This window comes from Pedobacter polaris (assembly GCF_005116505.1).
In the GTDB taxonomy this organism is placed as follows: Bacteria; Bacteroidota; Bacteroidia; order Sphingobacteriales; family Sphingobacteriaceae; genus Pedobacter; species Pedobacter polaris.
This window is the reverse complement of sequence record NZ_SWBR01000002.1, coordinates 307,172-321,595: the sequence shown is the minus strand read 5'-3', so window position 1 is coordinate 321,595 and position 14,424 is coordinate 307,172. Positions and strand designations below refer to the sequence as shown.

The window sequence follows — 14,424 nt, the reverse complement described above, 5'->3', positions numbered from 1 at the left end:
TTGCTATACCAATTTTGATTTTAGACTTATTTATAGTTTTATTTGCAGAAAAACGTTCTGAATGGCAAAAAATTTACTAATAGTCGAGTCACCTGCAAAAGCTAAAACCATAGAGGGTTATTTAGGGAAGGATTTTTTGGTTAAGTCTAGTTATGGTCATATCCGAGATTTAGTAAAAGGCGATATGGGAATTGATACTGAAAATAATTTTTCCCAAACTTATGAAGTTCCTGCCGACAAAAAACAAGTAGTTGCCGAACTAAAAAAACTGGCGAAGGAAGCCGAAATGGTCTGGCTAGCATCCGATGAAGACCGCGAGGGAGAAGCTATTTCTTGGCATTTATATGAAACTTTAGGTTTAAAAGAAAGTAATACAAAACGCATCGTTTTTCATGAAATTACCAAACCTGCCATATTAAAGGCTATAGATAACCCACGTACAATTGATTACAATTTGGTTTTTGCGCAGCAAGCCCGTCGTGTTTTAGATAGGTTAGTAGGTTTTGAACTTTCTCCTGTATTGTGGAAAAAAGTAAAACCTTCTTTATCTGCTGGTAGAGTTCAATCTGTTGCAGTGCGGTTAATTGTAGACCGTGAACGTGAAGTAAATAAATTTAACAGTACAGCAGCCTTTAAAATAACTGCTCAATTTAATACCGGAAAAGGTAAAGAAATTGTAAAAGCAGAATTGCCACAACGTTTTGAGAAAGCAACAGATGCAGAGAAATTCTTACAAGATTGTATTAACGCAGGCTTTGCGGTAAGCAGTTTGGAAGTAAAACCTGCAAAGAGAAATCCAGCAGCTCCATTTACAACTTCAACATTACAACAAGAGGCCTCCCGTAAGCTAGGTTTCTCGGTTGCAAGAACAATGCAAATTGCGCAAAAGCTTTATGAAAGTGGTAAAATCACTTACATGAGAACCGATTCAGTAAATTTATCTGAAACGGCTATTGCTGCAGCATCGGCTGAAATTAGATCTGCTTGGGGTGAAAAATATCATCAACCTAGAGTCTACAAAACAAAATCTGCAGGTGCACAAGAAGCTCACGAAGCTATCCGTCCTACTTATTTTAATCAGCACAGTGTGGATGGAGATAACTCTGAGAAACGTTTGTATGATTTGATTTGGAAACGTGCCATTGCTTCTCAAATGAGTGAGGCTATATTTGAAAAAACGAATGTTAACATCAGTATATCTACCAGAAAAGAAGAATTACTAGCAGAGGGCGAAGTATTAAAATTTGATGGCTTTTTGAAAGTTTATCTAGAATCAACTGATGAGGAAGATGAAGATAATGACGATAACAATCTACTTCCACCATTGGCCAAAGGGCAAACTTTAATTTTAAAAGAATTAGCGGCAACAGAAAGATTTTCTCGTCCACCTGCAAGATATACTGAAGCTAGTTTGGTTAAGAAATTAGAAGAACTAGGCATTGGCCGACCATCTACTTATGCACCAACAATTTCTACGGTTCAAAATCGTGGGTATGTGGTTAAAGAAGATAAAGATGGAAGAAAGCGGGAATTTGTAAGTATGGTATTGGCTAATGGAAGCATTAGTAAAGTAACAAAATCTGAAATAACAGGAGCTGAAAAATCAAAGCTCTTCCCTACCGATATTGGTGAAGTTGTAAATGACTTTTTAGTAGAACATTTTAAAGGAATTGTAGACTTTAACTTTACTGCTAAAGTAGAAAAACAGTTCGATGAGATTGCACAGGGTTTACAAGAATGGACAAAAATGCTTCACTCCTTCTATACACCTTTCCATAGTGAAGTAGAAAATACTTTAGAAAATGCAGACCGTGCAAACGGTGAACGTTTATTAGGTATAGACCCAACGACTGGCAAAAATGTTTATGCCAAAGTTGGTCGCTATGGCCCTTTAGTTCAAATTGGCGAATTATCTGATGACGAGGAAGATAAACCTCGTTACGCAAGTTTAGGTAAATCTCAATCCGTAGGCACAGTTAGCCTTGAAGAAGCTTTGGATCAATTCAAATTGCCTTTCCAATTGGAAGATTACGAAGGTAAGGAAGTTTCAGTTGGCGTTGGTCGTTTTGGCCCATATGTGAAATGGGGAGAAGCTTTTATTTCAATTCCTAAAAATGAAGACCCATTAACTGTTGACCAAGCTCGAGCTATTGAAATTATTGGCGAAAAAGTTACTGCTGATGCGCCAGTTGCTGAATATGAAGGATTACCAGTAACTAAAGGAACTGGACGTTTTGGTCCTTTCATTAAATGGAATAGCTTGTTCATTAATGTTCCGAAAGCTTATAATTTCGAAAGTTTATCAGCAAATGATATCAAGGAACTGATTGAGAAAAAAATTGAGAAGGAAAACAATCGCTATATCCAACAATGGGAAAGTGAGAAAATTGCTATAGAAAATGGCCGTTGGGGACCTTTCATCCGTTTTGGTAAAGAAATGCTGAAATTGAGGAATAATCCTAAAACTAAAGCCAAATATACAGCAGAAGAATTGGCAGAAATTCCTTTGGAAGATGTTAAAAAATTAATAGTTGAACAATTGCCAAAAGCGTTTGACGTTAAGAAAAAAGCACCAGCAAAAAAGAAAGCGGTAGCGAAGAAAAAATAGTTAAACTTATTGTATTGTCATCCTGAGCCTGTCGAAGGACGTTTCGACAAGCTCAACGTGACATTCTTTTTTATTTAACTTATGAAAGCAGATTTACCAGAAAATATAGTTGAGGATGTAGCTATTGCGGTTGCTTTAGTGGGTGAAACGCCAGAAGTTGGAAGTTGGACGGTTTATATTGTGAATTACAAAAACGAACCGCTTACTAATGTCTTAATCACATCAAAAGGTTATGGAGAAAAGGATGGTAAACAAGTCAAAACTTCATTGCTAAGACATTTTATTGGAGACTTAAATGCAAATTCTTTTGCAGGAGTTGAAGCTATTGATCCAGCAGTTTTTGGATTAACTAATGAATATTGGTTAAGCTATTACATTGGTAAAGAAATCTACGACAAGAAATTCATCTTCCTTCCAGAAAGTATAGTTGAGAATAATTTAATTAGAGTTCCGGTTTTGAATATGCCTGGGGTGATGATTAAATAAGTATTTGGGCACCTTAACTAAAGATACGTCACCCTGAATTTATTTCAGGGTCTTTTACGCTAGAAAGATGCTGAAATAAATTCATCAGGACGATGATAACATAAATCTTATAATCCTGCATAAGCATTGCCAGCTAAACGGTATTGAAGCGATATCCTTTTTGTCAGGCTGAGCGTATAGAAGCCCAAAAAAGATTTAGCGGAAAGACGGACTATCTGAACCGATTAGCACTAAATTTGCTTTGCTAACAATTAACATAATAAATTAATAAATAATTTCTTTTTCTCACTTCTTTTTTCGCTAAATTTCATACAACATTTACTCCTTTAAATTGTATGGAAAACACCGCTAAATATTCTTCATCTACATTGAAAAAAGTGCTTTTTGGAGCACTATTTTTAGTATCAATTTTTGCAATCTACTTTCTGTTCTTCAAAAAGAAAAACCAACAAGACAATCAGGCTTATGCAAAATATGTAGAGTCTTATACTTCTGGGACTATTTCTAAAAAAAGTTACATCAGAGTTCATTTAGCTAGTGCGGTAAAAAGTTTAAGTGATTTAGGCAAGCCTGATGACAGGGAAATTTTCGATTTCTCGCCAAGCATTAAAGGAAAAACATTTTGGATTGACCCGCAAACCATAGAATTTAGACCAGACGAGCAATTAGAGCCAGACCAAAAATATGAGGCTACACTTAATTTAAGTAAGATAACGACAACCGAAAAAGGTTTAGAAGAATTTGATTTCGATTTTAAAGTAATTAAACCTGGATTGAACTTGAGCCAAAATGGTTTGGTTTCTCAAAACAACACATCATTAACATATATGAAGTTGATGGGCGAAATCAATACTTCAGATTATGAAGAACAGCAAGGTGTGGAGAAAGCATTGAGCTTAGATTTTGCTCAGCAATTGAAAGTTAAGTGGACACATGACCCTGAAAAACATCGTTCTACTTTTGTAATTGATAGTATAAAAAAAATAAATAAAGAGACTACTTTAACTTTAAAATGGAATGGCGATGCAATAAATGCGGATGAAGATAAAGGTGAGGAAAAGGTAATTATTCCAGCAAAAACTATTTTTAAGGTATTAGATATTAAAGCTGTACAAGGTGCTGAAGATTATGCTTTAATTCAATGTTCTGAACCAATAAATGTAGCACAAGATTTAAATGGTTTAATTTCTTTGGGCGATTTGCAAGACCTCCGTTTTACGATAGATGCAAGTCAGATTAAAGTTTATGCACCTGATGAATTGCAAGGAAACTATGCAGTAACCGTAAATGCTGCCATTACTGATATTGAAGGCAAAAAATTAGAAAGCGCTAAAAGTGCCAATATTATTTTCGAAGATAAATTACCTTCTGTTACGATTGCAGGAACTGGGACTATCCTACCCAATTCTGGAAAGCTAGTTTTACCTTTCGAAGCCGTTAACCTAAAAGCAGTTGATGTAACTGTAATTAAAATTTACGAGAACAATATTCCTCAATTTTTTCAAGTAAATAACTACAAGGAAGGAAATGAATTAAGAAGAGTTGCTAAACCTGTTGTTCAAAAAACAATCCGTTTAGATGAAGATAAAGGGGTTAATTTACATAAGAAAACACGTTTTACCTTAGATTTAGATAAGCTAATTCGTACAGAACCAGGTGCAATGTACCGGGTAACGATTGGTTTTAGAAAAGCTTATAACGTTTATGAATGTAAAGAAAGTTCTTCAACCACTACTAACGAAGATGGTGATGACTACGAAGGAGATTACGAAAGTTACGGCGAAACGATTGATGAAGATGATGAGTTTTGGAATAGTTACCAAGATTATTATCCAAACCATTATAGATGGGCAGATAGAGACAACCCTTGCACCCCTTCCTACTATACAAACGAACGTTGGGCAAGTAGAAATTTATTAGCATCAAACATCGGCTTGGTAGCCAAAAGAGGAAATGATAACAGTATGCTTATTGTGGCTACTGATTTATTGACAGCCAAGCCTTTAAGTGGTGTAAGTTTAGAATTGCAAGATTACCAACGACAAATACTAACTACAATAAAAACTGATAGCGATGGCTTGGCAATATTTGATTTGAAAAGTAAACCTTTTTTGTTGGTTGCCAAAAATGGAAAAGAACGAGGTTATTTAAAGTTAGATGATGGAAACTCATTGCCATTAAGTCGTTTTGATGTTGGTGGAGATGTTGTACAGAATGGAATTAAAGGGTTTATTTATGGCGAACGTGGTGTTTGGCGACCTGGAGATAGCGTTTTTGTTTCATTTATTTTAGAAGATAAATTGAAGAAACTTCCTGCGAATTATCCAGTTACTTTCGAACTCTTTAATCCAAAGGGGCAACTAGCCAAACGAACAGTAATTGCACAAGCATTAAATGGTTTCTACACTTTTAAAACAGCTACCGAAAATACGGCACCAACAGGAAATTGGTTGGTAAAAGCTAAAGTTGGTGGTGCCTCTTTTTCAAAAACAATTAAGATTGAAACCATAATGCCAAATCGTTTAAAAATCAATTTTGATTTAGGCGGAAAAACTTACCTAGGCAATGGCACATCATCTGCTACTACCCTATCTGCAAAATGGCTTTTCGGTACACCAGCGCAAAACTTGAAAGCTAAAGTTGATGTAAACTTGAATACAACGGAAACTAAGTTTAAAGGATTTGACGGTTATTCATTTGACAACCCTACAGTAAATTTTGAGTCGCAAATTAAAACCATTTTTGAAGGAACATTAAATGCTTTGGGAACAGCTATTGTTAACACTAATCTAAGTGAAAGTGGTGTTGCACCAGGTGTTTTAAGAGCAAACTTTACGACGAAGGTATTTGAACCAGGGGGTAATTTCAGTATAGACAACTTCAGTATCCCTTATCATGTTTACAACAATTACCTAGGTGTTAAAGCTCCTGTTGGTGATCGTTTAAGTGGAATGTTGCTCACTGATAGAGACCACAAAGTAGAAATTGTAAACGTAAACAGAGATGGTAAATTATTAGGTGGAAGTAAAACAGTTTCAGTTGAATTATATAAAGTTCAATGGCGTTGGTGGTGGGAACAAGATAATCAACAGAGTTATGCCAATTTTACACAAAATGAATATAACAAGCTTATTTCAAAACAATATGTAAACCTAACAGATGGAAAAGGAAATTACACATTGCGTATCAATGAGCCTAACTGGGGCAGATATCTAATCTTAGTTCGAGATGAAAATGGTGGTCACACAACAGGAAGATCTGTTTACGTAGATTGGCCAGGTTGGGCACAACGTGAGCAAGGCAGTAATCCAACCGAGGCATCGATGTTATCTTTTACAGCCAACAAGCAGAAATTTTCAGTTGGAGAAGATATTACTTTAACCATCCCGACAGGAGAAAATGGTAAAGCTTTAGTTTCTATTGAAAATGGAAGTCGTGTATTAAAAACCTTTTGGGTTGATACCAAAAAAGGACAAACTCAATTTAGTTTTAAAGCTGAGAAAAATATGGCGCCAAATGTTTTTGCGAACGTTACGCTAATACAACCTCATGCTCAAACGTTAAATGATTTACCTATAAGGATGTATGGGGCAATTCCTATAACTATTGAAGACCCAGAAACTATCTTAAAACCAGTCATAAAAATGGCTTCTACTTTAAAACCGGAAGTAGAAAGTACAATTGCAGTTTCAGAAGGTAATGGCAAAGCGATGACCTATACCATTGCATTGGTTGATGAAGGATTATTGGACTTAACTCGTTTTAAAACTCCAGACCCACATAGTATATTTTATGCTAGAGAAGGTTTAGGTGTTAAAACTTGGGATTTATTTGATCAAGTTTTAGGCGCTTGGGGTGGAAATTTAGAAAGAATTTTAAGTATTGGTGGAGATGGTTCTATCAATAGAAACTTAAATCCTGCTAAGGCAAATAGATTTAAACCTGTTGTTAAATTTATGGGGCCTTATTATTTAAGTAAAGGCGAAAGCAACACGCATAAATTTAAACTACCACAATACATTGGTTCGGTAAGAGCGATGGTTATCGCTGGTCAGGATGGTGCTTATGGATTTGCAGAAAAAGCAGTGGAAGTTAAAAAACCTTTAATGGTTTTAGCAACGTTACCTAGGGTAATTGGACCAGGAGAAAGCTTTACTTTACCAGTTAATATTTTTGCAACTAATAACAATTTAAAAAATGTTTCAGTTCAATTACAAAGTTCTAATTTGATAGTTGGGGGCTCGAAAACTCAACAATTAAGCTTTAAACAAGCAGGCGAACAGATGACTTATTTCCAAGTTAAAGCACCAAATAGTACTGGGGTAGCAAAAGTGAGAATCATAGCACAAAGTGGAAATGAGAAAACCGTTTACGACGTAGAGATGGACATTAGAAATCCAAACCCTTACGTTACCAATGTAGTTTCAGCAACTCTTCAGCCTAAACAAAGTTGGACGCTAAAATACGTACCAATTGGAATGAATGGAACAAATTCTGGTTCGGTTGAAGTATCGTCAATCCCTCCTATCAATCTGAATAAACGATTGAGTTATTTAATTCAATACCCACATGGTTGCGTAGAACAAACTACATCTAGCATTTTCCCTCAACTAATGTTAGATAAGTTGACACCACTTTCTACACAACGAAAAACCGAAGTAGAACGAAATATTAAATCAGGCATCAACCGATTAAAAGGTTTCCAAACTACAGATGGTGGTTTAAGTTATTGGCCAGGCGAAGGTTCATCTGATGAATGGGGAACAAATTATGCCGGACATTTCTTAATTGAAGCACAAAATGCTGGGTATACTTTACCAGCTGGAATGTTTGATGAATTAATCCGTTACCAAAAAAGCAAAGCAAATAATTGGGTGCCAAATTCAGAGAATTTCTATGGTGGCGATTTAAGTCAAGCTTACCGTTTATATGTTTTGGCTCTGGCTAAAAAACCAGAAATGGCCGCAATGAATAGATTGAGAGCTTTCGAATATTTATCGGTTGCATCAAAATGGCGTTTAGCTGCTGCATATCAATTGGCCGGACAAGCTGCTGCTGCCAATGCTTTAATTAGAGGTTTAGCCCAAACTGTAAAACCATACAACCAATTAAGCGGAACTTATGGTTCTGATTTAAGGGATGAAGCGATGATTATGGAAACATTAACTTTAATGGGTCAGAAAAATCAAGCAGCTCAATTATTAACCAAAGTTGCTTCTCGTTTAGGGCAAGATACTTGGTATAGTACGCAAACAACCGCATATTGTTTATTGGCAATAGCTAAATTCTGTGGGCAAAATAGTTCGTCGAACAGGTTGCAGTACAACTATTTGCTAAATGGAGCTAAAGGAAATACAAACAGCGAGCAATACCTAAACACAACTGCATTAACGTTTAAAAATAATACAGCTAGCATTACCAATACAGGTAAAAATGTATTATTTATAAGATTGATTTTGCAAGGTCAACCTGTTGCAGGACAAAATAATTTCTTGCCTAATAATCCTGAAGTTTTAGAGATGAACGTGAGCTATAAAACTTTAAAAGGATTAGCATTAGATCCAACTACCTTAAAACAAGGTACAGATTTTTATGCAGAAGTAATGGTTAAGAATCCAGGTAAAATGGGCTATTATGAACAAATGGCTTTAACACAGATCTTCCCATCTGGTTGGGAAATCATTAACACAAGATTGAATAATAATGAAGGTGCCTTGGCATCTGCACCTTACACCTATCGTGATATAAGAGACGATAGAGTATTTACTTATTTCAATATCCGCGAAAATGAAACTTTAACCTATAGAGTACTGTTAAATGCATCTTATTTAGGTAAGTATTATTTATCAGCTGTGCAATGTGAAGCGATGTATAATAACAACATTAGTGCAACACAAGCTGGGAAATGGGTTCAGGTGGTTAAATAGACAGACAAAATATATCATCATTGCGAGCAAGCGAAGCAATCTCCTCCTAAATGGAAAACTTGAAAGGAGATTGCTTCGGTCTGTGAAAAACAGAACCTCGCAATGACGAACTTATTAGGAAGGTTTGAAACATTGTCCTTAGTTCTATAAACCTGATAGTAGTATAAACAATTTTTCATTGTTGAAACGAATAGCAAGACTGAAGAAGCTATGGAAAACTGACTTTCGTTTTCAAAAAAGAAAAGGCTAGATAAATCAATAACAAAGCCATCACCTACCAAAGCAAGGTCTGTAAAACAGTAGTACCCAATAACGGATTTAAACTATAACCTTGGATAAATATTAATTAATAAAAAGCGGATAAAACCCAAGAGCAATCTTAAAAAAGTAGCTAATTTTTCCATAACAATGCATTTTGTTATATATAAAAACTATGCAGAAAATGTTACCCAAGATGATAGCAAAAAATGAATAACAAACAAAAAGCCTTACTAATTTCCGATTGCATTTGCTTTTTGGTGTTTCTATTTTTTCTATTTTCTTTACCAAAACAACTGTTTAAATCCCCAACCTCTTTTGTACTTGAAGCTAGCAATGGTGAGCTCTTAAGCGCTTCAATTGCTAGCGATGGCCAATGGCGATTTCCTGTAGCAGATAGCGTTCCTGGTAAATTTGTAAAATGTATTACTGCCTTTGAAGACCAACGTTTCTTTTTGCATTTAGGTGTAGATCCAGTTGCAATGAGCAGGGCGATGAAACAAAATTTATCAGCGAAAACTGTAGTTAGTGGCGGAAGTACCTTAACGATGCAAGTTATTCGATTATCACGAAAACAGAACCGAAATGTTTGGCAAAAACTAACAGAAATGTGGTTGGCAGTACGATTAGAGTTTACTCATTCTAAAAAAGAAATAATTGGGTTATATGCTGCTAATGCTCCTTTTGGGAGTAATGTAGTTGGATTAAATGCAGCAAGCTGGAGATATTATGGTAGAAAAGCAGAAAATCTATCATGGGGAGAGATGGCAACTTTGGCAGTTTTACCAAACAGCCCATCATTAGTTCATCCTGGAAAGAACTCAAATCGCTTAATTAAAAAGCGTAATGATTTACTAGACAAGTTGGCTAGGTTAGCTATTATCGACCAAGCAACTGCTGATTTATCTAAATCAGAACCCATTCCTGGAAATCCACTTCCATTGCCTCAAAATGCACCTTATTTGTTAAGTAGATTTAAAGAAGAAAGAAAATCGCTACAAATTAGTTCTACAAGTTTAAAAACTACCATAGACTATGATTTACAGTTAAAACTGAATGAGTTGCTTAAACGCTATAATAATCGCTATAAAGCAAATGATATCAATAACATTGCAGCCTTAGTATTAGATATTAAAACTGGAACTGTAAAAAGTTATATCGGTAATTGTTATCAACCAGAAAATGCTGCATTTGAAAGTTATGTTGATATGATTAAAGCCCCTCGAAGCCCAGGTAGCACATTAAAACCCCTACTTTATGCGAGTATGTTAAGTGATGGAATGTTATTACCACATACACTCGTTGCCGATGTGCCCACTCAAATAGCAGGTTATACACCACAAAATTATGATTTGAGTTACGATGGAGCAATCTCGGCTGATAAAGCTTTAAGTAGATCGTTAAATATCCCAGCAGTTAAAATGCTGCAGCAATATAAATATGAAAGATTTTATGACAAACTCAAAAAGTTAGATTTTACAACACTAAATCAACCCGCTGATCACTATGGTTTATCATTAATTTTAGGAGGAAGTGAAGTAACCATGTGGGATTTAGCAAAAAGCTATATGGGAATGGCAAGAACACTTAATCATTTTAATGAATATCAAGGCAAATACAATCCACATGATTATGATGCTCCAGTGTATGTTAAAGATTTAAAGTCACCCTTTAAAAAGGAAGGTATAGAATTAAATTCTATGTTAGACCATGGCTCTATTTGGGCTACTTTTAATGCAATGGAAGAAGTAATGCGCCCAGGAGATGAAGGTTTATGGGAACAGTTTTCATCATCACAAAGAGTAGCTTGGAAAACCGGAACAAGTTTTGGTTTTAGAGATGCTTGGGCAATTGGCTTAACACCAAATTACATAGTCTGTGTTTGGGTGGGCAATGCCGATGGTGAAGGTAGACCTGGCCTAATGGGGATTGATGTAGCGGCCCCAGTTTTATTTGATATTTTTAGGCAATTACCATCGTCTAAATGGTTTGAAATACCCAAAACAAAGCTTAAAAAAATGCTTACTTGTAAACAAAGTGGGTTTAAAGCTGGAGAATATTGTACAAATAAAGTAATTGAACTTGTTCCGTTTTCTGGAGAGAAAACGGGTGTTTGCCCTTACCATAAATTGGTTCATTTAAACTCAAAAGGAACACTTAGAGTAACAGATAAATGCGAAAGTACAGCTGTAATGCAGCATCAGAAATGGTTCATTTTACCCCCAGCAATGGAGTATTATTATAAGATTAAAAACAGCGATTATAAAATATTACCTCCTTTTATGCCAGGTTGTGATGAAGCTGGAGGAAATACAGTGATGGACATGATTTATCCCAAAAACAATGCTATAGTTTATATTCCTATTGAATTAGACGGAACCAGAGGTAAAATAGTTCTCAATGCAGCACATAGAAATCCCGAAACTAAAATATACTGGCATATTGATGCTGAATATATGGGTAATACCAAATCATTTCATCAGTTGGCAGTAAGCCCTAAACCCGGAAAACATGCTTTAACAATTGTTGATGAAAATGGAGAACGTTTAACACAGATTTTTACAGTTTTAGAAAAAGATAAAAAGCTAAAAATAATTAGTCCCGTGGATTTATAGCTATGGATTTCTTTAATTTTCTTTCTACAGACCCAACGGTGATTAAATATTGGGCTAGCATATAAGTAGCCATAATTACTACTCCTGCCCCTTCAAAAGGTTTAACAAATTTATTGTAAGCTAAAAAAGAGTCTGAAATTAGAAATAGTATTGCACCAATAAATATTAAATTGAAGCTCAACGTACTCACTCTTCCTTTTCTATTAACAGCCATAATTGCCATTAGAGAAATTACAAAAGCATAAATCATTACCGGAATTTTCATCGAATCAAGATAGGGTCTTAGGTAAAGATAAAATCCAAGGCAAAAAGCTCCGAATACAGCTAGGGCAATTCTAGTTGCAGATTTCTCTATCTGAGGATTCCATTTATAATCTAGGTAAAAGGCAAATATGTACATTAAATGCCCTAAAAGAAAAGCAATTAATCCAAACATAAAAAATGAGGAGTTAACATCCACAAACATCAACAAGCTATCCCCAACTAAGCCAAACAACAGCCCCATGAAAATTCTTTTGGCAAACCTACCTCTTAATTGAGTTTGGTAAGCATAAAATATCATTAAAGAAATGGTGATTGATGGCTTAAGTATGTATTTGAATTCCCCGAGAACCAAATGTGTTGTTTTTTGATCAGACTCAGCTAAAAGCTGAATAACGAAAATAATGATAAAGGCAAAACTAAATTCAAGATGTTTTTTTAACATGAGAAGCGATATTGAGTAAATAATAAAACCAAATTAGTGAAGATGTTTGAACAGCAATTAAACTTATAGCTAGTATGTTAAATATTAAAATATCTCTAAAAAAGAATAATCCAGCAATGCTTAAAAAAAACCTAGTATATTCGAAATATTTCAACCATGGTTTATTTTCTAATAGTGCCCCACAAGTCAATAAAGTAAAAATTGTAAATATTGCAGCAACAAAAACTTGCCCCATTTCTATTTTAGTATATAGAAATAACAAAGCAGATCCGGTTGCCAATGCTACTAAAAATTGAAAAATTATATAAGCAGTTGCACTCCTATTATATTCCGAATCAAATTTTTTATAGTTTACAACATCAATTTCTTGTGCATATTTAAAACCTCCTAACGAAGCCGGAAACCAACCTGGAGGTTTAATAAAAACTCTAAATTTATCTCCAATGCTATCAGTTTTTCTTGCTGTATTCCAAAGTTCAGACCAATAGTGCACATTTGCCCAAACAGGATTCCAGCTTGCCAATGGAGTTGTAATTCCATAATAAACTTCTTCTTCTTCTTTCTGAAATGTACCAAACATTTTGTCCCAAATAATTAGAGAACCTGCGTGGTTTTTGTCAATGTACTTCGGATTACTTCCGTGATGAACTCTGTGATGAGATGGTGTATTTAATATGTGTTCTAAAAACCCCATACTTTTAATTGCTCTAGTATGTATCCAAAACTGATATAAAGTATTAAAAGCACTTAAGGTTACAAACATTAAAGGATCAAAACCGAACCAAGCCAAAGGAAGATAAAACACCCATGAAAACCAGCTTTGAAACCAAGATTGACGTAAGGCAACAGTTAAATTATATTCTTCAGATTGATGGTGGACAATATGTGCGGCCCATAAAGCATTAATTTGGTGACTCATTCTATGAAACCAGTAATAGAAAAAGTCAACTCCAATAAAAAGAATAACCCATATCCAAACTGTTTTTGGCAAGTCGAATAAGCGCCAGTGCTCAAACACATATTTATAACCAAAAAACAAAGCTGTTTTCATAAACAAACCTGTTATTTGAGAACCAATGCCTTGACTTAAATTTGATATAGAATCGTTTAATCGATAATATCCAAGCTTCTTATAAAAAGAATACGCTAATTCTATCCCGATAAGAATAAAGAAAATGGGAACAGATAAAGCGATATAATCAACTTTCATTTTACTAATTTATAACAAAATAAATCTGTTTTAACATTAAAATAACGTTGATACAAAAATGCATTTGAAACTAGCTGAAATTGAGGCAAAAAAAATTGCAGGTTAAAAACCCGCAATCATTTTATATTATTGAAACTTAAGAATAAGTTTCTTATAGAAATATTAATGCGCAAAATTCAATACCTTAATTAATATAAGGTAAATGAAATCTACAATTTAGTAACTACGTTCTCTTGTGTTGTTACGTTTAAAACCACCACCACCTGTGTTTCCACCGCCAGTATTTGGCTTATCTTGAGCTTCAGCAACTTTAATTCTGTTACCGTTGTAGTCTCCACCGTTCATTCTTTTGATAGCTTCTTTAGCTTCCTCATCATTAGGCATCTCTACAAAACCAAAGCCGCGGCTTTGATTAGTTTCACGATCTTTAATAATTCTAAGTGATTTTACTTGACCGAAATCACCAAATACGGCTGTTAATTCATCTTCCCCTACTTCTAAAGGAAGGCCTGTAATAAATATCTTCATTAATGTTTAAAAATTTGTACAAAGATACAAAAAAAAATGGGTATTTTGCTATCTAAGTGTCAGTTAATCTTATTTATAAGCTATTA

General features: G+C 34.7%; 7 protein-coding genes. 4 read left to right on the top strand and 3 right to left on the bottom strand.

The features are described 5' to 3' along the window. Positions 1–61: 61 nt before the first annotated feature. The 4 genes from topA (at position 62) to pbpC (ending at position 11,894) form a co-directional block, all read left to right on the top strand. Positions 62–2,608 (top strand): type I DNA topoisomerase, encoded by a 2,547-nt coding sequence (gene topA / locus FA048_RS07700; protein WP_136839658.1) that lies wholly within the window; start codon positions 62–64, stop codon positions 2,606–2,608. Between the two features lie 81 nt (positions 2,609–2,689). Then, complete coding sequence (locus FA048_RS07695) at positions 2,690–3,094, top strand: hypothetical protein (protein WP_136839657.1); 405 nt, start codon at positions 2,690–2,692, stop codon at positions 3,092–3,094. Between the two features lie 335 nt (positions 3,095–3,429). Beyond that, positions 3,430–9,021, top strand: a complete 5,592-nt coding sequence (locus FA048_RS07690; protein WP_136839656.1) for an alpha-2-macroglobulin family protein — start codon at positions 3,430–3,432, stop codon at positions 9,019–9,021. 467 nt (positions 9,022–9,488) lie between these two features. Then, positions 9,489–11,894: a penicillin-binding protein 1C gene (pbpC, locus tag FA048_RS07685; protein WP_136839655.1), complete on the top strand. Its 2,406-nt coding sequence runs from the start codon at positions 9,489–9,491 to the stop codon at positions 11,892–11,894. On the opposite strand, the gene FA048_RS07680 is transcribed toward pbpC, so the two are convergent. The 3 genes from FA048_RS07680 to FA048_RS07670 all read right to left on the bottom strand — a co-directional run bounded on the left by FA048_RS07680 (position 11,875) and on the right by FA048_RS07670 (position 14,338). Next, complete coding sequence (locus FA048_RS07680; RefSeq protein ID WP_136839654.1) at positions 11,875–12,600, bottom strand: lysoplasmalogenase; 726 nt, start codon at positions 12,598–12,600, stop codon at positions 11,875–11,877. The genes pbpC and FA048_RS07680 overlap by 20 nt on opposite strands. Next, positions 12,581–13,810 (bottom strand): sterol desaturase family protein, encoded by a 1,230-nt coding sequence (locus FA048_RS07675; RefSeq protein ID WP_136839653.1) that lies wholly within the window; start codon positions 13,808–13,810, stop codon positions 12,581–12,583. The genes FA048_RS07680 and FA048_RS07675 overlap by 20 nt, the downstream gene beginning before the upstream one ends. A gap of 216 nt (positions 13,811–14,026) precedes the next feature. Next, a complete protein-coding gene (locus FA048_RS07670) occupies positions 14,027–14,338 on the bottom strand; it encodes an RNA recognition motif domain-containing protein (protein ID WP_136839652.1) in 312 nt (103 codons plus the stop codon). Positions 14,339–14,424 lie beyond the last annotated feature (86 nt).